The following is a 21,129-nucleotide window of genomic DNA, read 5'->3' as shown; positions in this document are numbered from 1 at the left end:
ATAGGGCTGTGACAAAAGCCGTGTCGCCGTCCCTTTTTCCGAGTAAACAGTGTTTAAAAGCTTGCATCGGTAATAATCCCCACCAACCCAAAAACAAGAGAAGCTGTTTTTGCTTAGCTGTTTTTATTACTTGATACAAGACAGCTTTTTCACAACTTCTGTTAATTACTACAACTGAATCAGTATAGCATGGATTCAGCGAATGAAAAAGCCACCAAATCATAAGAGTCAAATATTTTTGTCAGCTGACTAAAGAAAAGACATGTTGCTTGTTTATTCAAGCAACACGTCTTTCTTTTATAACCAAGTTTCCAATTATCTTCTTGGTTCGTCATCTTCGAATTCTTTTCTGAAGTATCTGCGTTCTTCTTCAGGTTCCGCTTCTGTTTCTTCCGGATCATGAAAAATGACACGGATTTTAAGGATTCGAGAACCTTCCATTTCTTCAGAAACCAGCGTAATATTATCGACATCAAATGATAACTTTTCGCCTTCATCCGGAATCATGCCTAATGCTGTAATCAAATAACCAGCCATTGTGTCTACATCACTCATATGCAAATCACTGTCAAAAGCTTCATTGAATTCATCAATCAGCATTCGTCCTTGGATAATATATTCGTGTTCATCGATTTTTTCATAAAGATTCTCAACTTCATCTGATTCATCATCGATTTCTCCGACGATTTCTTCTAAAAGATCTTCTAATGTTGCTAAACCAACGACACCGCCATATTCATCCAATAAAATAGCCATTTGATTCTGTGTCTTTTTCATTTCATATAATAGATCATCAATAAAGACCGTTTCAGGAACGAATAAAGGCTCCTGCATGATTTTTTTGATATCTAAATGATCAAAGCCAAATTTATGGGCTGCTTTTAGTAAATTCTTTGTATGAAGGATTCCAACTACCTTATCTTTGTCTTCATTATAGACAGGAATTCTTGAATAGTTTTCCGATAAAACTTTATTCACATTTTCTTCCACAGTGTCATTGATATCAATCATAAATGCATCCGTTCGTGGGACCATTACTTCTCGAGCAACTTTCGTATCAAGAGAAAAAACCCCTTGGAGCATTTCCAATTCTTCGTTGTTCAATACGCCTTCGTTTTCAAGCATATAACGCATTTCATCTCTGGTCATTTTTGAATCTTCATCATCAAAGGTCATCGGTGTGATACGTGCCAACAAACTTGTAGAAGCAGAAAGCAACCAGACAAAGGGCTTAGCTACTACGCCGATCAAGCGTATCAGCCCTGAAGTGAACTTTGCGACTTCTTCTGATTTATTTAAAGCAATACGTTTAGGGTACAATTCTCCAAAAACAATCGATACATAGGTCAAAATAGCCAGCACAATGATATTTGCAATATTTTTTGCCGCTGTACCGCCACCTAATACCGGAGCTAACCGTTCCGATAAAGTATTTGCTAGTGACGCACCGGACAAAATGTTGACCAAAGTGATTCCTACTTGGATTGTCGATAGGAAATTATTTGGATTCTGCAATATTTTTAAAAGCTTTTGAGATTTCACATCTCCTTCATCAGCTTTTTGCTCGATTCGATTCTTATTGATCGAAACAACAGCAATTTCGGAAGCTGCTAAAAAAGCATTGATCAATGTCAAAACGATCAATAATAAAATCTGCGCTAACAGCGACTGACTCTCAGGGTCAGCATTCATAATCGCATTCTCTCCTTATAAAATTAATTTTTAGTTTACGATAGAAAAAAACGTGGCACTATAGCCACGTTAAAATGGTATCACAAAGCAATTTTCTTTGCAATAAAAACAAGTGTACTAAAACTATCTACGAGGTCGTAGCAATTTTTTTCTTGTTTTCATTTTGTTTATCTTCCTTGATGATTTTGATTATATAGGAAATGATTGTCTTGCAGATTGCATAAAAAGGAACACCTAAGAAGATACCAAGCAATCCGGCAATGTTTCCTGCTACTAGAAGGACGATAATGATCGTTAAAGGATGGATCTTCAGTGATTTCCCAATTACATTCGGATAAATGATGTTTCCATCTAACTGTTGGACGATTAGTACAACTAAACAACAAAGCAATGCTTTTATCGGATCGTTGAAGATCGTCACTAAAAATGCAGGTGCTAGCCCTAGATAAGGTCCTAAATATGGTATCAGGTTGGTCAATCCTGCAATGACCCCGAACAAGAAAGCATAATCTACACCGATGATCATATATCCTAAAAATGTAAAAGTGCCGACGAATAGACATTCAATTGCTTGTCCACTAATATAATTAGCTAATGTTTTATTCAGCTGTCCCAATAATTCCACAATTTGATTTCTTCTTTTCTCCGGGAAAAACTGTTGGATGTTTGGCACTAGTTTTTCGCCATCTTTCAACATATAGAACAAGATGAAGGGTGCCGTAATGATCACTACGGTTGCCGAAGCAATCGTTCCAACGATCGAACCTAAACTGTTGGAAACGCCACTAAGGAATTGTTGGATGATCGTCCCGTAAGAAATATCTAATTGTTCAAAATATTTATTGATATCAACTTCCTTGAACACAGGCAATTCGGCTACCTCTTTTAACCAACTTTCCACCTGTTTGATAAAATCAGGCATACTAGATGCCAATGAGGAAATTTGCTGTACTAGACTTGGAATGACACTAAGTAAAATCCAAATAATTGCTGCAACTAAAAGGAGCAGCACAATTGCGACAGCCCATATTCTTTTGATTTTTGCTTTCATCAGCAGCTTGACGATAGGATTCAGCAAATAGTAAAGAAAGCCTGCAATCAGTACGGGTGCAAATAACGTGGAAAAAAATGTCCCGATCGGTTCAAAAATAAAATTTATTTCTGATGAAATCATGATCAGTGCAGCTATGATCAATAATTCAAGCGACCAAAACATTAGTTTAGACTGTCTAAGTTTTTCAAACAATAGATTTCCTCCTTTCTTTCTTCCTAGTATATATTATATTCACTAAAAATTCTTTTATTCTTTTTTTATTTTCGAAAACTTTCCATACTTTTTATTTATTTTATTTTCCAGTATACTATACGAAAGGAAGGTGGCTAGACCATGAAAGTTGTACAAACAAAAGATACAATGAGCAATATTTACTTAGATGCTGTAAGAATCAGACATCAAGTCTTTGTAGTCGAACAAGGTGTCCCTTTGTCTCGAGAAATAGATAAAGATGAAGCACATTGCATCCATTTCGTTCTGTACTCAGATAAAAAAGAACCGCAAGGAACTGTACGCCTTTTGCCTTTAGAAAACGGAAAAATGAAATTACAGCGAATGGCGATTCTTTCTGAATACAGACACCAAGGCTTAGGTAAACTATTGATTGAAGAAGCAGAAACCTTTGCTAAGAATCAAGGCTATAATACGATTTTATTAGGAGCGCAGTCTACAGCGGAAGCTTTTTACGAAAAGCTTGGTTACATAGCTTACGGTGAGCCTTTTGAAGACGCTGGCATGCCTCACATTTATATGAAAAAGACTTTATAAAAAATTTTTCAAAAAAAAACAGCAAGCTTTTGAGAAAAATTTCTCACTGGCTTACTGTTCTTTTTTGCGTTTACTTACGCGACAATTGCTTGTAACGGTCATACCAAATATCAATATAGCCTTCTGAGAACGGGCCATCTCCATTATTGATCCAGTCAACCAGAATCTTCACATTTTCTTTTAGGATGAAGTCAATATCGTTCGGGTAATTCATCATTTTGCTGTGCATCTCGTACTCATCGACATCCAATAGTCGTTTCTCGCCGTCAGGAAACACCTTGATATCCAAGTCATAGTCGATATATTTCAAGGCCTCATCGTCCAGCAAAAAAGGTGAAGCTAGATTACAATAATAGGAAACCCCCTTTTCTCTGATCATTGCTATTACATTGAACCAGTATTTTTTATGAAAATACACAATCGCTGGTTCGCGCGTTACCCATCGGCGTCCGTCAGATTCAGTAACTAATGTGTGATCATTCACGCCGATCATAGAGTGTTCGCTTGTTTTCAATACCATGGTATCTCGCCACGTTCGATGCAATCTGCCGTCGTGCTTGTAACTTTGGATCGTCACAAACTCTCCTTCTTTTGGAACTCCCATAGCAACCCTTCCTTAAGCAGCATTTTGTGCTTTGTGTTTGGGTGTTCATTACACCGACATCATAATTATTATATCAATAAAAATGAGCTTTGCCTAGAAAGGATTCCTATTGTTTCGATTTTTCTCCAACTGTTCCACTAGTTTCATTTGTACCTTCGGAAAAACGACCGAATCAAATGCAGCAGGCTTCAACCACTTCGAAGTTTTGTTCTCGGTAAATTCCTGTTCTGCTTCCTCGGTTGCCCGTCCGTAAAAAAGGAGAACATGCCATTTCAGATGACTAAAAACATGAGTAACCTCTCCTAAATGACGTGTCTGCCAAATAAAAAGTTCCTGCTTTTCGAAGGGAAGCTCTTTTCCGTCTTCTGCTACTAGATCATCAAACAGATCGACTTCCTGTTTTGCTTCCCATTCTTTTTTCAATCGCTCGTACTCCTCTTGTGTCACTTCCACCATTGGAAATGTCCACATATTCGCTAGCAGTTTTTGGCTATCTCTTTCTTCAAAATAATACGCTCCCGAATGATTTTGAAGAGCCGCACTGATATAATAAACGTTTTTTGGCTTTGCTTTTTTTGTTTTTACAGGAAAACTCGTTTGGATTCCTCGTTTGTTGGCTAAACAAAAGGCTTGGATCGGACAAGCTTCACACTTTGGAGAAGTTGGTGTACAGATAGCTGATCCTAGATCCATCATTGCTTGGTTGAATTCACCTGGATACGTTTCATCAATGATTTTCCGCATCGCTTCATCAAAGATTTTCCTGCTGGAAGCTTTGGCAATATCTGCTTCAATGCAAAACAATCTGCTGACTACTCGCATCACGTTACCGTCAACTGCAGGTTCTGGAAGTCCAAATGCTATACTTGCTATCGCTCCTGTCGTATAGGGGCCTATTCCTTTCAATGAGCTGATTTCTTCAGGCGTTTGCGGCATTTTTCCGTCAAATTCAGACATGATCTGTTTAGCAGCTGCTTGGATGTTTCGGGCTCTTGAGTAATAGCCAAGCCCCTCCCAAGCTTTTAAAAGCTTTTCTTCTGGAGCAGTTGCCAATTCTTCAATTGTAGGAAACCATTCCATGAAGCGATAAAAATAATCGATCACTGTATCTACTCTGGTCTGCTGGAGCATGATCTCAGAGATCCAGATACGATAAGGATCCCGATTGTAGCGCCATGGCAGGTTTCTTTTTTCTTGTTCATACCATTGAATGAACTGATCTTGAAATTCTTTTGTTTCTTCGTCTGTCCATTTTTCCCATTCTTTATTCACTTTCCTCTTCCTTTTCCGTAATGAATCGCTGGATCATATCCAAATCAAATCCTTTTTGATATAAGCTTTGTTTTACTTTTAGGTTTCTTTTTTTAGGTTCAAACCTTGAATTTCTTCGCCATAGTTTATCCCCTTGTTTGACTAAATAATCATATTCTGTTTCCTGGTCTACTTCTTGCGGAAGATCAGCCATCGCTTGTTGGATCACTTCTTGAGAAAAACCTTTTGTCATCAGAGTTTGTTGGATTTTCCGCAATAATTCTTTTTGGCTTTTCCCATGATTTTTTCCAAATGTTTTTTCAGCTGTTTGATGTGCATTTTGAACTTGGTCTTCAACTGTATACTGGGCGAGCGCCTGTTCAATAATCTCTAGTTTTAATCCTTTTTGCTGCATTTGCTGTGACAATTTTTTTGGACCTTTGTCACTTAAGCGCATGTTCGTGCGCACATAACTTTCCCCATAGACCAAATCATTGACAAGATCCAATTCTTTTAAGCGAGCTACGATTTTATTTCGGTCTTCTTGAAGGATTTCCTTTTCTTTTAAGTATGTTCGGATTTCTTTTTCCGACCGTAACTGATAGCTTAAGTAATTCATTGCTAGCTGAAATCCGAAATCAGCGCCACTGCTCTTCTTGATCTCTTGGATAGTTTCTTCGTCTAATTCCCGTCCTTTTAACAAACGATAGCGTACTAATACATCTTCAGATACTTGTAAAGCTTCTCCTTCAGATAAATCTACGCGATAGAAAGGGCCTTTGCCTTTACTGATTCTCGTAACGGTTAACATAAACATCCTCCTCGAACATATATTCTCTATCATACCATAGAAAATCCCCGTAATCAGGTATTATATGTTAGAATAAACCACAGAAAAAAGAAAAAGGGAGATACTTATGGCAGAAACAATTGTCAAAAATGGACAAACGATTCCTTTGAAAATCAAGCGTTTAGGCATAAATGGCGAAGGAATTGGTTATTTCAAACGATTGATTATATTTGTTCCGTATGCACTACCAAAAGAAGAAGTACTAGTCAAAATCACGAAAGCAACTCCTCGTTATGCAGAAGGAGAATTAATAAAAGTCAAAAAGCCAAGCAAAGATCGCGTAGTGGCGCCATGTCCTGTTTATTATGAATGCGGTGGCTGTCAATTACAACACTTAGCCTATCAAGCACAATTGGATTTTAAAAAGGATCTACTCTTGCAAGCATTGGAAAAATTCAAACCAGCAGGCTTTCGATCCTACCAGTTGTTACCGACGATTGGGATGGATGATCCATGGCATTATAGAAACAAAGCACAATTTCAATTACGAAAAAATAAACAAACGCAAAAGACCGAAGCTGGTTTATATGAAGCAAACTCGCATCAGTTAGTTCCTATAACAGACTGTTTGGTACAAGAACCCCGAACACAAAAAGTGATGAATACTGTTGTTCAACTATTGAATAAATTTGATGCACCCATCTATGATGAACGGACAAACAGTGGTATTTTCCGCACGATCATGGTCAGAATCGGTGTCAAAACTGGAGAGCTGCAAGTCGTTTTTATTACTCGCAGTAAAAAATTCCCACAAAAAAACGCAATGATTCGCGAGATCAATGAACGCCTGCCCGAAGTTGTTTCGATCATGCAAAATGTCCAAGCACAAAAAACATCTCTCGTAATGGGGGATGAAACGATCCACGTATGGGGAAAAGAAGCCATTGAAGAACAAATCAATGAAGTGACTTTCGATCTTTCTCCTCGCGCCTTCTTTCAGTTGAATCCTCAGCAGACCGAACTGCTTTATGGTGAAGGAATCAAAGCATTAGGTGCCCAGCCTGATGAAACAATCGTAGATGCTTATTGCGGAGTTGGTACGATTGGTTTAAGTGTAGCAAAAAAGGTCAAAGAAGTCCGAGGAATGGATACCGTTCCTCAAGCAATCGCTGATGCAAAAAGAAATGCGGAAAGATTAGGGTATCACAATACTCGATATGAAGTCGGTACAGCCGAACAAGTTCTACCTAAATGGTTGAATGAAGGTTTTCAGCCAGATGGTATCATCGTAGATCCGCCACGTACGGGTTTGGATAACGCATTGATTCAATCGTTACTGAAATTTCCACCAAAAAAACTTGTTTATATCTCCTGTAACGTTTCTACACTTGCCAGAGATCTGGTCCATTTAAGTAAAAAGTTCAATGTTGAATATTTACAGTCTGTTGATATGTTTCCTCAGACTGCACGTTGTGAAGTTGTCGTGAAGATGACGAGACTTGCTGATTAAACGAGAGAAGGCGTGAGCCTGCCGTTCAGCTCCGAGTCATAAGGAACAATTTCAAAAAACAGCTTTTCATGTTTGGTGACTATTGTCACTTGTGACCGAGGAGTTGGCAGGCGAACACTGCTTATTCAAAAAAGGGTTGTGACACGTTTTTTGTCACAGCCCTTTTGATTATTATTGGATATTCACGTCAATCACTTGATAGAATGCATTTGTCGTATCACTGATATTCCATACTGCTAAAATCACATTGTATCCTTTGCGGTCTTGAGGAAGTGTAATTGTTTGGTTGACTGTTTTTGGTGGTACGGTTGCTTTGTCGTCTATTTTTGTAATCAATTCAAAATCGCTAAATTTCAAAGGTTGATCAGGGTTCCAATTTGGCTTGGTAATGTAGTAATCCCAAGTACTTGTCCGATGTTGCGCTGTTAAATTCCAAGTAATATTCAATGTTCCTGGATTGACCATATTTTTATACCATCTGTTAGATGTCTGTTCGTCTAAAGGTTCAAATCCGCTGACTCCTGCACTGGCGATTTTTCCATCAATGAATGTATTTTTGGTAGCTTCGATACTTTGCGGTTCCCATTGTGCTCTTCCGACATTTTGGTTTAGATTTCCTGCTGCTGATGTTCCTAGATATGCACGACTTCCAGGAGAAGTAATATAACCGTGTGCGAAACCTGGAATGCTGAAACCGAACAACCCTAAACTAACTAACCCGATAAACAATAACGTACTAATCTTTTTCATGTAGAAACCTCCTTCATTTGATAAACATATTGTAAACGCTTTATTATATTAACACAAACATTATGCTTTTATAATTTTATATTGAAATAAAAAGAAACAGGAGCTAAATAAAACTCCTGTTTACATTTTTTATTTATTTTTCATATATACCTATGAATCAAGAAATCTGTCTCCAAGGTCCCCATTCTCCAGATTCACTTGGATTATTGTTTTGAGTCCAGTACTTAGCTTCATAGATGATGCCTTCGTATACAACACGATCGCCAGCCGCATAAACTTTTTCAGGATCCCATACTGGATATTCACTTTCATTGTCCGCTAATGTTGTAAACGTCAATGTTGTTTTATCCGAAATATTACCAGAACGGTCTTCTGCTGTAAGTTCCACTGTATAAGTTGTATTCGCTTTTAAATTCTCAAAAGTATACTTGATATCTATTGTACTTCTTTCAACTATTTCTTCGTTTCCAATCAATCGAAGGTTATACTTTCCAATAGAATCATTATCTGTCGCAGGTGACCAACTTAGCGCAGCACGCCTAGATGTCACCAATTCTGCTTTAAAATTCTCTGGAATAGTTGGTTTTTCTTTGTCCTCTGGAAGAGGTGTGTCATCTGTAAAACGTTGTGCCACATTTAAAAATTCATACCGGTTATTGACTTGTCCTTGTCCTCCATCGACCTTTGAATCTCGATTCATTGACCAGTAGGAAACCATTCCAATATTTCGTTCTTTTGCATGCTGAACAACTCGATTAAACATCGTTGCTGTAAAGTATGGATGAGCTTCACTTTCAAATCCGATTGATGGAGTGGTTCCTAATTTAGCATATGCTTGTTCTGTCGTCAAAGTCGTTCCCATAAATCTTTGATAATACTCTTTTAACTGCACCATTGTATTATCCACAGCATCAAGCGACCCTTGGGCATAATCTGGTACACTGCTTCCGTAGCACATTGTCATTAGATTGATATTTGTCAAATCCACTCCTGCCTCCAGATAAGCTTGTAACACTGCTAATCCGGTCGAAATCAGGCCAGTATCCATGACTGGCAAGGTCAACGTTACTTCTACACCAGTTGCTTCTTGAACTTTCTTTACCGCTTTTGCATTTGCCAAATTCGCTTCATATCCCATCGCAGCGGCTTCTACATCATAGTCTACACGTGTCAATCCATAGCCTTGAATAACTTCCATATAGGCATCATATAAAAGTGCTTGATTTTGAGTGACCTCCCAAAATGCTCCTGAATTCAGTCCGCCAAACGAAACAGCTACATCTCCGCCATTTTGACGTAATTCCCGGATAGATTTTTTGATTCCTTCATACTGCCATTCGTCATTATCAATCTCACTTAGACCATTAAAACCACCCCAAGCCCAATCAATTCGACCATTTCTAATACCTCTCGCCTGTAAAAAACCTAATTTAAAAAATTTCTGTCCTGTTTGTTGAGCAACAGCTGCTAAGTTCAATGCCCCATTATTAGATAGTTCTTCATCAGAAGAATAAGCAGTTATATCCACATAAGGAGCAACTACTTGTTTTGGCCACTCAATTCCTTGTCCTACTCCAAAATCGGGATTAGTCACTACTGTTTGTTCGATTGCAGATGATTCTTGTACTTGAATCAACAATGCAGGAGAAAAAAGCATCGTGCTGAGTGCCGCCCCAGTAAGTACTTTGAGTAAACCTCTTTTCATATTTATCAACCTTCCTATGTATAATTTTTTACTTCAGCCAAGCTTTTATGTAATCGATTACAATATAGATTGTAACAGAAGTTAATAAGAAAATAACGAATTGTAAAAAACATGAGAATTATTTAATACGATCTTTTTCAAATTCATGATTCATATAAACAAATTTTTAACTTTTTTAAATAACAATATTTCTCCATTATTCTTACTTCACAAACTAAATACAGGTATTGTTGTGATTCTTCATGTAAAATATTATTATAGAAAGGAGTTAATAGAATGAAGATGATAAAAGATATTCGTTTTTGGGTTTGTGTTATAGGAATTGTCATATTAGGCTTTTTATCAGGATTGCTTAGCGGAAATCCTGGAGAATATTACTATTCTTTACAACTTCCGCCATTTGCACCACCTAGTTGGATATTTGGACCAATGTGGACCTTATTGTATATTTTGATGGGTATTTCTCTTTATTTGTTGCTTAATCACAACAACAAAAAACAGCGAAACAACCTTGTAGGTCTTTTTGTGATTCAGTTCATTTTTAATTTCATATGGACTGCTCTATTTTTTAATTTAAGAAATATCTTCGTTGCAGCAATCGATATTACACTTTTGGTTATTTTCTTGTCAGTGCTTATGTATCAATTATGGCTGCATCATCGCCTAGTCATGTGGCTCATGATTCCTTATTATTTATGGGTACTATTCGCAACTCTACTGAATTATTCGATTTATTTTTTAAACTAAGTGCTAAAAACTAAAAACTTGTTAAGAAAGTATATTTAACACATAAAAAGAGTGCCACCTAAGTTAGATTTTTTTGTCTAATTTAGGTGGCACCCTTTATTAACCAAACTATTTTTTTCTAGTACCCACTTGTTGTTCCATACCCATTATTCTGGTCATAACCATAACCATTTTGTTCCTGTCCAGCATAAGGATCATAACTTTGAGTATCTTGACTTGGTGTATAGTACTGACTTGTATCTTCTGTTTGCTGATAATAGGTATTCGGATCTTGGTACTGATCATAGGTGTTTTCTGAATAGGAAGAATAATCAGTGTATCCTTCACTATTCGACCCATCACCGGTTGTCGAATCGGCACCTTCCGAATCATCAAAGAACATCATTGAAGCATTCTCATTTTTCAAATTAGGTAATGTGTCGCTGGTTTTGATATTTAATTGTTTCTTCAGTTCATTTTGAATCGATAGGAGATCGTTTTGTCCTAAAATCTGATAGTAGATATCATTGATCATTTGACCTTCACCTTGCAACTGGTCTTGTTTAATCGTTTCGAACGCCGGCGTGTAATTCGTTGCTACATCAAGCATGTCATCCCAATCCAAATCTGTTGTCACATTGTTTTCGACTGCTTTTAAAATTTTTCTATAATTGCTTACGCCATCTAAACTTAAAACTTTATTGACGATTTTCGTCACTACTTCCCGCTGACGACGTTGTCGCCCGATATCTCCTTCTGGATCTTCGTGTCGCATTCGGGAATAGGCTAATCCTTTTTCTCCATCCAATGTTTGTTCACCTACTGGTACATGGACACCATCCAACGTAAAGTCGATTTTATTATTCACTTTGATGCCGCCGACCGCATTGATCAAATCTTCCATACCGTCCAAATTGATGGTTACATAATGATCAATAGGAATATCAAGCAGTTGTTCAATTGAATCCATGGCCATTTCGACGCCACCAAATGCATAGGCGTGATTTAATTTATCTACCGTTCCATACCCTACGATATTCGTATAAATATCTCGGTCCAAACTGATAATCGTTGATTTTTTTTGTTTCGGATTAACTGTTACTACCATCATCGTATCAGAACGCCCTTGTTCTGTTCTTCCTAATCCACCGGTATCTAAACCTAATAGCAAAACCGAAAACGGTTCTTTGTCATCAATGCTTACTTTCTCAGAACGTTTGGAAGATATTCGATTAGAGTTTTTAGATATTTTGTTTACTGTTTGGCTCGCTTCTCCCATAAATCTGATACCGTATGCTGATAATCCGGCTATCAGCAAAACGAGTATACCTAATAAGGTTAATAGAACTTTTTGCCATTGCTTCATAGTACACCTCTGTCTCACATTTTCTAAAATATTGTCTCATACAACTGTTCAATCAGCAAATTCACTTTTTAATCATAAGAAAACTTTAAAAAATAATTCTTGTATAATAACCATTCTTTTAAAAATTTTCTCAAAATTCTTAACTATCATACCACACCACGAAAAAGTTCGAAAGCCCGAATATACGCAGTTTATAACCGTTTTATCTTTTTTTATGCATTTTTTGCTAGAAAAATTGAACAACCAGGTATTTCACAAAAATAGGAGTGTGACATCGACTTGCCACACTCCTTTCCCGTCATTTTAACGATTCCTCTTTACTCTGTTCAGACTAACATGGCGTTTCCCTAATACCTTCTATAAAGTCTGACTTTTCATATTATGCTTGTTTCCGATCTGACGCACATATTTGCCGATTTCATGAAAATCACTTCCAGTAACTGATCCTTTTGCTAAAACTAAACTGTCTTCTATTAGTTTTGTTTCCAGATCATTGCATAATTCCTGAAGTGAATCGAACCATTGAAGCCGATCATCTGTTTTCTGTCCTTCTTCAAAAAGCAATTTAAAATGTTCCCCATAACCATAAATATGCGTGGCAGCCGATTGGTTTAACTCCTCTTGTACAAAGCGGTGGATTTGCTTTGTTGAATCGCCTAAATCAGCGATTTGTCCAAGTATCAAGACTTTATTTCCTTTATAAAATGGTTGTATCCCATCAAAGTAATTGATTGCATTTTTCATGGAAGGCAATGAAGCGTTATGCGTATCATCAATAAAGGTGAAGTCTGTCCCTGTTTCTGATGTATAAATCGTACGTTCCAATATCTTAGGTAGTGGTTTGAATGTCTCAAATTTTTTTATATATGGAGAGATCTCTTTTTTCAGTTCTTTTGCTACAATCAACGCAGCCAATGAATTAGCGATCATCCCTTCTGAAGAAACTGCAAGTTTCAATAAAATATCTTCTCCGAAAAAAGAAACTAGGACTTCGCAATATTCTCTTTTTTGTGAGATTTGTTTCACAAAAACATCTCTTGAAGCATCATGTAATGAATAGACCACTATTTTGCTGGTTCTTTTCTCAGCAGCGCTTACTAAAATTGAAAATTCTTCTTTTCCTATATCTCCATTGATGATGGCGATTCCATCTTGTTTCAGGCCTTCGAAAATTTTTGCTTTATGCACTGCTACTCCTTTTGTATTTTTTAAAGAACTAAGATGTGCTTCTCCAATTGAAGTCACAATAGCAATATCTTGTTGTATCAAATTAGACATCGACCCTGTATCATATGAATTCAAAGCATTGACAGAAACTTCAAGATTCAAGACATCAGGATTAGAAAGTAATTTACTCATGTATAAAGGAACAGCAAACCGAACGTTGTGATTTCCCCTGTTTTCCAAAACTTTCTCTTCTTGAAGCAAATGAGTGATCATCATTCGCGTAGAAGTCTTCCCTGCTGACCCGGTAATCGCAACAACCGGATTTACAAAACAGGAACGCAATTTCGCAGATAATTCCAATAAAAATTTCCAACTATCTTCTACGATGAACTGTGGTGTCGTCACTGACGGATCCATGATTGGTTTTTCAGTAACGATCACCCCAAACCAATTTTCTTTTCCGATGATTTGTTCATTTCCATCTCGCCATTTCACGACCTTTCGATTGACGTAACTCCTTCTTTCTGGCGAAACACAAACAAACATCGTATCAGAATAATCCATGTTTCGTTTTAAGTGGCCTGAGAAATATTCAACATCTTGGATATTTCTATCTAAATCTCTATATTTCTTTAAATAATGGCCATCCATATCAACTAATAATGAATGTATCGAAGTCATAACTCTCCTCCTGTTTTTCTTGTTTTTTTCTAGACGCCTTACCACCTGCCTCTTCTTGGCCTTGCCTGGTTTACATATCTGGAGGCATTCGGTTCGATCCTTTTCGGAGAATCATCTTGATCCACTTCCCAAGGATACAACCCTTCTTCATTTTTCTTATATTGACTTAAATCTGATTCTTTCAGATTATTTTTTTGATCATTTTTCCGACGTATTTTAAGACCTAAATAGAAAACACCAAATGCAGCTAATGTAACAAAGCGAATGAATCCAACCATTCTTCTCACTCCTTCTTTTGATCATACATTCGATAGTTAATCAATCCTGATAAAAAGTGCTCTGCATCATCGATCCTCATACGAAAACGATCATGACGTGCAAAAAAAGCCATATTTTATTGTTTCTGGTTCTTTGAAGAATTGAGCAAATTCAGGGAACATGACCCCAGTAGTAATCTCATGTCTCACCCTTTTTTTCATTACTGTATTTATTCTTTCTTTTACCTTATAGAAGTCAGTTTCTTCAGCAAAAATCGTTTTTCTCCACGTGCTGAACTCCAATTTTCTCATCATTTTTGAAGCAGCGACAAGCAATTCCAGCATCGTAGGATAAGCAGTATCTCTTTTATCAATAAAGTCGATATTATCTAACGCATTTTTTATACCGAAGCGATAATATTCTTCTGTCTGGCTATGTTTCAGCATTTCATTGGTCGCATAACTTAACCAATGATCATGATATTTTTGATAGTCGTTCGCTACGAACTGGTCCATCAAACCTTGACATATAGCAAAAACTTCTTTATTGCCTAAAATCTCATATGCTCGAAGCAAAGAGAATAAAATTTCACCATCATAATAAATGATCCGAAATTTTTCTTTCGTTTCTAGTTGTGCATTAAGTACATGAATCGTTCGATGCTCATTTGTTAAAAATTTAGCGGAAACAGTTTCTATCAGACGATTTAGGATTGGAACGTATTGTTCATCACCTGTTTGTTCGATGTATTTTGAAAAAGCTAAGATTGCTGTAGCCTGTGCTCCTAGCTTATATTCGATCTCTGTGTTTAAATAATCCTTGATTAAAAAATAACCGTCAGTCTCCGAAGTCAGATTTTCAATCCCCCAATCTAAACCCTTTTCAACCTCTGAGAGCATTTTTTCATCCGAAAAGTATTCTGCTGCTTCGGCTAGCGCATATAAAGACGAAAAGTGTCTCACGGAATTGTAACCTTTAAGCAGTTGATTATAACAAGGATAATATCCGTAAATAAATTTTCCTGTAGCAGTTAGCTGGTTTTGTAGATATATACTTCCTTTTTCGATCACTAGATCTGTTATTTCTGATAAATTTTCATATGAAACTTCCCGTAAGCAATTTCCATTACCGTAATCTTGCAAAGGATAAATATGACCGCCTTCAAAATAAAAAGATTTTGTTTTAAAGTAATAGAACGCAGAACGCTCCAAGTAGCTGAGATCTGTCTCTTCACGACCATACTTGCGTTTCACATAACTGCGGTAATTTTGAGCGTCGATTCTTAAATCAGGAAGATTCTTCCCAACTTTATGTGTTTTACTAGGTTTGATGATCGCATTTGCTACCAGTTCTTCTTTTAAGAAACTTCTTTTTCTTAGCCCATCAATTCTTACATTGAAATCAATGTAATTATTTCTTCTGATTTTTTTAAGTGCTGTATAAACTGCTCATAGTTGTTTTTTTCTTCTTCAATAACAATATCAATTCTTAAATAAGTCGCCTGATCCAGCTTATTGACATGGTATGCTGTCAAAAAATTCCGCCAAATCGTATCAAAATTACTGCCGTAGAATTCAAAGATCTTTCCTCTATTCGTAAAATCTCCTGTAGAGACGATCATCAATTGTTTTGATATATTTGTTTCAATTGTTTCTATCATTTCTTTGATTGCTGGCAAATAGCTTTCTTTTGTCTTAACTAGCACTCAATCACCTCATATTAAAAAGAAGTTGCGGCAAACAAAATCTGAACATCCGTTTTTATCAAAAAATCATAGATACGGAACTGCTTGCCGCAACGGCTTCTTTCTTAATTATTTATTGTTATCTGTTTTTTTATTTTTTTTGATTTTCCAAATTCCTAAACCAGATAGTGTAGACAGAGCTGCTCCTAACCAAGAAAGTGAACTATGAAATGTCTCAGCAGTTTTTGGCAAGGATTTCGGTGTAGAGCCACCTGTAGTACTTGGTTTTGGAGTATTTGAATGACCATGTCTTATTGGCATCTGCACTGAATCTTGATCATGAGAATGCATGTCTCCCATTGGATGATTAGCATCAGCGTCGGCATCGGCATCTGCGTCAGAATCCGCATCGGCATCTGCGTCCGCATCGGCATCTGCATCAGCATCGGCATCAGCATCAGCATCAGCGTCGGCATCGGCATCGGCGTCCGCATCGGCATCAGCGTCCGCATCGGCATCGGCATCAGCGTCCGCATCGGCATCAGCATCGGCGTCGGCGTCCGCATCGGCATCGGCATCGGCGTCCGCATCGGCATCAGCGTCGGCGTCCGCATCAGCATCAGCGTCCGCATCGGCATCAGCGTCCGCATCGGCATCAGCGTCCGCATCGGCATCGGCGTCCGCATCAGCGTCCGCATCAGCATCGGCATCAGCATCGGCATCGGCATCAGCATCTCCTTCATCATCATCTGGAATAATTGCTGCTGTTGGCGCACTTGCTACACCATTTTCATCATAAGCAATCAATTGGATCTGTTCTAAGGGCACAACATCTTCTGCCGAGACTGGAATAGCAAAATTACCATTTTCATCTGCTTGTCCCTCTGCAATCATATTTCCTTCATCATCATAAATACGAACTGTGGCATTGGGATCTGCCATCCCAGTCACCTCATAACCATCAGTAGAATTACCTGTAACTTCTACGTTATAAGGAGCAGTGACTTCTTCAGCTGCATAAAACACTGGAGAATAGCCATCAACATTCGAAGCAATAGAGATCGATAGAATGTCTGATTTAAGAATGGTACCGATAAATCCTGCTTCATAAGGAACAGTCATGTCGACACCTGCATTTGTTAAGTCTGCATAAGTAGGATCTTGGATCGTTGTCGGTATAGTAACAGTCGTTTCACCCAAAATACTTGCATCAGCAAGATTACCAAGGAAATAAGAACCGACATTCACCAATGCCAAAGCGGTATTAAACGTAAGATTGAACGCTGGCTTGACTGTAACTGCTAAAGCAGTATTGATTGTTCCGGCCGCTGCATCTCCAAGAAGCCCTCCAGTTGAAGTTGCCTCGATTGCTTGAACTGCATTATTGATTCCGCTCAATATATTACTTAAATTTTCTCGTATCACGGTTTCCAAGGCACCGTCTAGCTCTCCGTAGATGTATTCATCCCCTTGCATTTGAAGCTGCAATTCTACTTCAGCAGAAGTCAGTGTACTTAGATTATTCAATAAAGCAAGTTGTTCATAAACTTCCGAAAGATTCACTGTAGCTAAAGGATTCAAATTAATCAAACCTTCTACTGCTCCTACCAAAGTAGTCACCGCTCCATCTACAATATTTAATAGAGGTGCTAAACTATTTCCTGGAAGCAAAATATCTGTGTAGAAAGTACCAGTTCCATTCGGAGTGACCAATCCTTGCATTTCTTCTGGAATAGCTAAGACAGCACGACGCGTTCCATTAATCACGCTAACATCAATACCACTATTCGCTGATATAACAAAATCAACATCTCGACTCGCCCCCTGAAGAAGAAATGGGGCAGCAGCTGTAGTCCCACTAGTATTCGTTGTACTTAAATTGTTAAACAGTTGCCCACTGATTACATCTGCATGTACTTGTTGAGAACCAATAGTAAATAATGGCGTAGCCATTGAGATTGGTGTGATCCCTAACATCACACCAGCTGCAATGGATGTACCGGCAAGCAAGATTTTTTTCGATCTACTTTTTGCCCGTGCCTTCTGGTTCATACTTTTTTTATAATCCTTTTTCATTTTTTCCTCCTGTCACCCTTCTATCGGTCATCCCCAAATTTTTGATCGTTATAAAAAAGAAAAGATTACAACACCCCTTAGCTATCATTTTTTAATCAAAAAGATATCTTTTTGTGCAGATTTTGTTTTCAACTTAAGTCAGAGGAAGTTTAACAACATCTCAATGATAAATCTATTATTAAGTTTTAATCTTTTTTTAAATAACTATCCAGTTTTCACGAAAATAAAGTACAAAATAATCGATTTTCTATTTTTAGTATAAAATTATGCTTTTTTTATGAGATGAATTATAATGAAATTAAGCATAAAAGAATAAAAAATATTTTTATTTTTTTTGAAGTAAATTTATTCACAAATAAATAAAATAACAATAAAATCAATATTTTGTTTATCAAACTAAAGGTATAGCTTTTCATATAACAAACTTTTTTTTATTATAAATTGTTTTTTCTGCATACATTTTCCGTTAAAAAATAACATTATTTTTTAATATCAAGATAACTTAAGTACTAATTATTGATTGGAGGAATTAAAATTCATGGATTTTTATTCATTATTGGAAAAGACCACACGTTTACAGATTACTATTCTTGATACCATCTATCATTCCAATAAAATTTGGTCTATCGAACAATTAGCTGAATTCACTGCTTGTGACAAACGTTCTGTACAAAATTATTGTGAACAAGTACGCACCCTCTCCATTAGCGATCAGTTCAGAAAGGAAGGACGTAATTATTTATTTTTAGGTACCAATTCGGATTTTCAAGAATTGATTCTGTCCATTTTGAAGCGCTCGCCTATTTTTCATCTGTTGAAAAATTTATGCCTTGACTCGAAAGTAACGATTGCGGAATTCTCTGAGGATAATAATATCAGTGAATCCATCCTTCGGCGGCACATTACTCGCATCAATCAGATACTAAAAAATATCAACTGCAGATCAAAACAAAAAAAGGCGAGATGTATTTCAAAGGAAGTGAGATGCAAATTCGTTATTTGATTTATTTGATACTATGGCCATCCTATCGCAGTGTTGAATGGCCTTTTGCTTCAATAGAGTTTCATCAATTATTTTCAGAAGTGGAGGATTCTTTTGCTATCGTTCATCAAAAACCAAATAAGATAAAAATGATCGAATGGTCCTTTATACTAGCTGTTACTTATCTTCGTTCTCAACAAGGACACGTTATTCCAGCAAAAGAATTACCTGATTTTTCACTTGACCTTTGGAATGGCTTTGAAAAAATGGCTGAAGAGTTAACAACGAATTATAAACGTATGCGTTTCAGTCTGACAGATAGCATGTTCTTGTTTCTTTAGATGCAATCTCGGGCTGCTTTTTATTTGAAAGAGGACTATCTGCAAACTGCTTTGCGTATCCATACAAAAATTGCGACTCCTGTAAAACAACTGCAGACTAGTTTTTATTCTTATATTCACTCCAATCGATTCAAGTCTGCCCAAATCCATTCAAAAAAGTCGCTGTTGAACAGTACACTGCTCGCAAATGGGATGCATGGATTGCTATTTCCTCAATTTTCGATCGTCAAACATGAAATTACCTCTTTTATCGAGATGAGTTATCCGGCATTCCACCGAGAAATCAACCGATTGACGGAACAATTTAAAAACGAATCTGAGGAACTTGATTGGTTGCATTCTTGGAATTTAGCAGAAGCGTTCATGTTAATCATTTCTCCTACTTACTTTAATAAAGAAATCAAAATCAAATTTGAGAGTGACCTTCCGATTGGTTTGGAGTTAGCATATATGGAAATTCTTCAAGAACAGCTGAGTATGTATTTAAATGTTGTGTTTACTAACGACCTTTTATTCAAGCCGGAATTGATCATCCGAACAACTGATACTTCTTTAAAAACCGTTACTTATGAAGAAGATGTACCTTGCTTGACAATTAGTTATGAAATATCTAGTGAACAAATCTATTTACTTAGTCAAGAAATCAAAAAACTTCTTGAATAGACAAAAAGACACGACTCCCTAAGAAGTCGTGTCTTTATCCAACAAATTATTATAATTTAGTCACTTCAGCAGCTTGAGGACCGCGCGCACCTTCAACAATCGTAAATTCTACTTCTTGGCCTTCTTCTAGGCTCTTGAAGCCGTCTCCTTGAATTGCTGAGAAATGAACAAATACGTCATCTCCGCCATCTACTGTAATAAACCCAAATCCTTTTTCATTGTTGAACCATTTAACTGTTCCGTGTTCCATAAATGTATAGCCTCCAAAAAAGTTCTTGCAAGTAACCTTGCAAGAACATTATACCCAATTTAGAAAACGCTCGCAAGCTTTCGCTCGTTTATTTTCCAAATTATTTTTAAGACTGATATGATGGAGAAAATAGTTATTTTGCTGCTTCGAAACGTTTATTTACTTCGTCCCAATTAATAACATTCCAGAATGCTGCAATGTAGTCTGGACGTACATTTTTATATTTCAAATAGTAAGCATGTTCCCAAACATCTAAACCTAGAATTGGTGTCTTACCTTCCATCAATGGAGAATCTTGATTTGCAGTAGAGGTAATAGCTAATTTCCCATTCTCCATTACAAGCCAAGCCCAACCAGAACCAAAACGTCCAGCTGCTGCTTTTTTGAATTCTTCTTTAAAAGAAGAAAAATCGCCAAAAGCTTCATTAATTGCTTCTTTTATTGCCCCAGTAGGCTCGCCGCCCGCATTCGGTGCCATGATTTCCCAGAAAAATGAATGGTTAGCATGTCCACCACCATTGTTGCGTACAGCTGTTTTGATATCTGTTGGAACAGCATCCATATCAGATAATAATTCTTCTACTGTTTTTTCGCCTAATTCTGGATATTTTTCGATTGCTGCATTTAAATTCGTTACGTAAGTATTGTGATGCTTGTCATGATGCAGGTGCATCGTTTCTTCATCAATGTAAGGTTCCAATGCGTCATATGCATAAGGTAAATCTGGTAATGTGTAAGTCATAAAAAAATTCCTCCTCAATGTTTTCTTTATAATGTCTACATTACAAAGAGTAACAAAGAGAAGGAAATT

At 37.0% G+C, this 21,129-nt stretch carries 19 protein-coding genes and 1 pseudogene; 6 read left to right on the top strand and 14 right to left on the bottom strand.

Annotation, left to right across the window (positions count from 1 at the left end; translation table 11 throughout):
- Positions 1 to 315: 315 nt before the first annotated feature.
- Both OZZ83_RS04745 and OZZ83_RS04740 read right to left on the bottom strand, forming a co-directional pair.
- The gene (locus tag OZZ83_RS04745; RefSeq protein ID WP_002310348.1) at positions 316 to 1,692 is read right to left on the bottom strand and encodes a hemolysin family protein; all 1,377 of its coding nucleotides are present in this window, start codon (positions 1,690 to 1,692) and stop codon (positions 316 to 318) included.
- Positions 1,693 to 1,819: 127 nt separating this feature from the next.
- Positions 1,820 to 2,938 carry an AI-2E family transporter gene (locus tag OZZ83_RS04740; RefSeq protein ID WP_002310347.1) on the bottom strand — a complete coding sequence of 373 codons (1,119 nt, stop codon included), beginning with the start codon at positions 2,936 to 2,938 and terminating at the stop codon, positions 1,820 to 1,822.
- Positions 2,939 to 3,079: 141 nt separating this feature from the next.
- Between OZZ83_RS04740 and OZZ83_RS04735 the strand changes: the two genes are divergently transcribed.
- On the top strand, positions 3,080 to 3,514 hold the full coding sequence (locus OZZ83_RS04735) for a GNAT family N-acetyltransferase (protein WP_002310346.1): 435 nt from the start codon (positions 3,080 to 3,082) through the stop codon (positions 3,512 to 3,514).
- A gap of 70 nt (positions 3,515 to 3,584) precedes the next feature.
- On the opposite strand, the gene ntdP is transcribed toward OZZ83_RS04735, so the two are convergent.
- From ntdP to recX, 3 genes are all read right to left on the bottom strand, one after another.
- Entirely contained in the window at positions 3,585 to 4,118 is a 534-nt protein-coding gene (gene ntdP, locus OZZ83_RS04730) for a nucleoside tri-diphosphate phosphatase (RefSeq protein ID WP_002310342.1), read from the bottom strand.
- Positions 4,119 to 4,211: 93 nt separating this feature from the next.
- Positions 4,212 to 5,390 (bottom strand): A/G-specific adenine glycosylase, encoded by a 1,179-nt coding sequence (mutY, locus tag OZZ83_RS04725; protein WP_002316961.1) that lies wholly within the window; start codon positions 5,388 to 5,390, stop codon positions 4,212 to 4,214.
- Complete coding sequence (gene recX / locus OZZ83_RS04720) at positions 5,383 to 6,180, bottom strand: recombination regulator RecX (protein ID WP_002320426.1); 798 nt, start codon at positions 6,178 to 6,180, stop codon at positions 5,383 to 5,385. Before recX ends, mutY begins: the two co-directional genes overlap by 8 nt.
- Before the next feature lie 106 nt (positions 6,181 to 6,286).
- Between recX and rlmD the strand changes: the two genes are divergently transcribed.
- The gene (rlmD, locus tag OZZ83_RS04715; protein WP_002310337.1) at positions 6,287 to 7,669 is read left to right on the top strand and encodes a 23S rRNA (uracil(1939)-C(5))-methyltransferase RlmD; all 1,383 of its coding nucleotides are present in this window, start codon (positions 6,287 to 6,289) and stop codon (positions 7,667 to 7,669) included.
- A gap of 171 nt (positions 7,670 to 7,840) precedes the next feature.
- On the opposite strand, the gene OZZ83_RS04710 is transcribed toward rlmD, so the two are convergent.
- Together OZZ83_RS04710 and OZZ83_RS04705 are read right to left on the bottom strand one after the other, a co-directional pair.
- Complete coding sequence (locus tag OZZ83_RS04710; protein WP_002310335.1) at positions 7,841 to 8,419, bottom strand: lytic polysaccharide monooxygenase auxiliary activity family 9 protein; 579 nt, start codon at positions 8,417 to 8,419, stop codon at positions 7,841 to 7,843.
- Positions 8,420 to 8,576: 157 nt separating this feature from the next.
- Positions 8,577 to 10,124 (bottom strand): carbohydrate-binding protein, encoded by a 1,548-nt coding sequence (locus OZZ83_RS04705; protein WP_002320427.1) that lies wholly within the window; start codon positions 10,122 to 10,124, stop codon positions 8,577 to 8,579.
- A gap of 276 nt (positions 10,125 to 10,400) precedes the next feature.
- Here OZZ83_RS04705 and OZZ83_RS04700 point away from each other — a divergent pair, with 276 nt between their 5' ends.
- Positions 10,401 to 10,871: a TspO/MBR family protein gene (locus tag OZZ83_RS04700; RefSeq protein ID WP_002310332.1), complete on the top strand. Its 471-nt coding sequence runs from the start codon at positions 10,401 to 10,403 to the stop codon at positions 10,869 to 10,871.
- 118 nt (positions 10,872 to 10,989) lie between these two features.
- Here OZZ83_RS04700 and OZZ83_RS04695 read toward each other — a convergent pair whose 3' ends face one another.
- The 5 genes and pseudogenes from OZZ83_RS04695 to OZZ83_RS04675 form a co-directional block, all read right to left on the bottom strand.
- Positions 10,990 to 12,216 (bottom strand): LCP family glycopolymer transferase, encoded by a 1,227-nt coding sequence (locus OZZ83_RS04695; RefSeq protein ID WP_002334662.1) that lies wholly within the window; start codon positions 12,214 to 12,216, stop codon positions 10,990 to 10,992.
- 357 nt (positions 12,217 to 12,573) lie between these two features.
- Entirely contained in the window at positions 12,574 to 14,064 is a 1,491-nt protein-coding gene (locus tag OZZ83_RS04690) for a Mur ligase family protein (RefSeq protein WP_025476959.1), read from the bottom strand.
- 38 nt (positions 14,065 to 14,102) lie between these two features.
- A complete protein-coding gene (locus tag OZZ83_RS04685; RefSeq protein WP_002316958.1) occupies positions 14,103 to 14,342 on the bottom strand; it encodes a hypothetical protein in 240 nt (79 codons plus the stop codon).
- A 5-nt stretch (positions 14,343 to 14,347) separates the two neighbouring features.
- A pseudogene (locus tag OZZ83_RS04680) lies at positions 14,348 to 16,027 on the bottom strand (hypothetical protein).
- A gap of 108 nt (positions 16,028 to 16,135) precedes the next feature.
- Positions 16,136 to 18,082: an adhesive domain-containing protein gene (locus tag OZZ83_RS04675; protein WP_278023489.1), complete on the bottom strand. Its 1,947-nt coding sequence runs from the start codon at positions 18,080 to 18,082 to the stop codon at positions 16,136 to 16,138.
- Positions 18,083 to 18,620: 538 nt separating this feature from the next.
- On the opposite strand from OZZ83_RS04675, the gene OZZ83_RS04670 reads away from it, so the two are divergent.
- The 3 genes from OZZ83_RS04670 to OZZ83_RS04660 are packed head-to-tail and all read left to right on the top strand — an operon-like array spanning position 18,621 to position 20,068.
- Positions 18,621 to 19,085 carry a helix-turn-helix domain-containing protein gene (locus tag OZZ83_RS04670; RefSeq protein ID WP_245169371.1) on the top strand — a complete coding sequence of 155 codons (465 nt, stop codon included), beginning with the start codon at positions 18,621 to 18,623 and terminating at the stop codon, positions 19,083 to 19,085.
- A complete protein-coding gene (locus OZZ83_RS04665; RefSeq protein WP_278023488.1) occupies positions 19,067 to 19,405 on the top strand; it encodes a hypothetical protein in 339 nt (112 codons plus the stop codon). The genes OZZ83_RS04670 and OZZ83_RS04665 overlap by 19 nt, the downstream gene beginning before the upstream one ends.
- Positions 19,406 to 19,429: 24 nt before the next feature.
- Positions 19,430 to 20,068, top strand: a complete 639-nt coding sequence (locus OZZ83_RS04660) for a hypothetical protein (RefSeq protein ID WP_325066013.1) — start codon at positions 19,430 to 19,432, stop codon at positions 20,066 to 20,068.
- Between the two features lie 49 nt (positions 20,069 to 20,117).
- On the opposite strand, the gene OZZ83_RS04655 is transcribed toward OZZ83_RS04660, so the two are convergent.
- Positions 20,118 to 20,318, bottom strand: coding sequence for a cold-shock protein (locus tag OZZ83_RS04655; RefSeq protein ID WP_002292860.1), 201 nt, complete (start codon positions 20,316 to 20,318; stop codon positions 20,118 to 20,120).
- 133 nt (positions 20,319 to 20,451) lie between these two features.
- Positions 20,452 to 21,060: a superoxide dismutase gene (locus OZZ83_RS04650; protein WP_002310320.1), complete on the bottom strand. Its 609-nt coding sequence runs from the start codon at positions 21,058 to 21,060 to the stop codon at positions 20,452 to 20,454.
- Between the last annotated feature and the right edge of the window lie 69 nt (positions 21,061 to 21,129).

The sequence above is a fragment of the Enterococcus sp. E5-162 genome (genome assembly GCF_035725965.1).
In the GTDB taxonomy this organism is placed as follows: Bacteria; Bacillota; Bacilli; order Lactobacillales; family Enterococcaceae; genus Enterococcus_B; species Enterococcus_B lactis.
The sequence above is the reverse complement of the archived record's forward strand: the minus strand, read 5'-3'. Positions and strand labels throughout refer to the sequence as shown.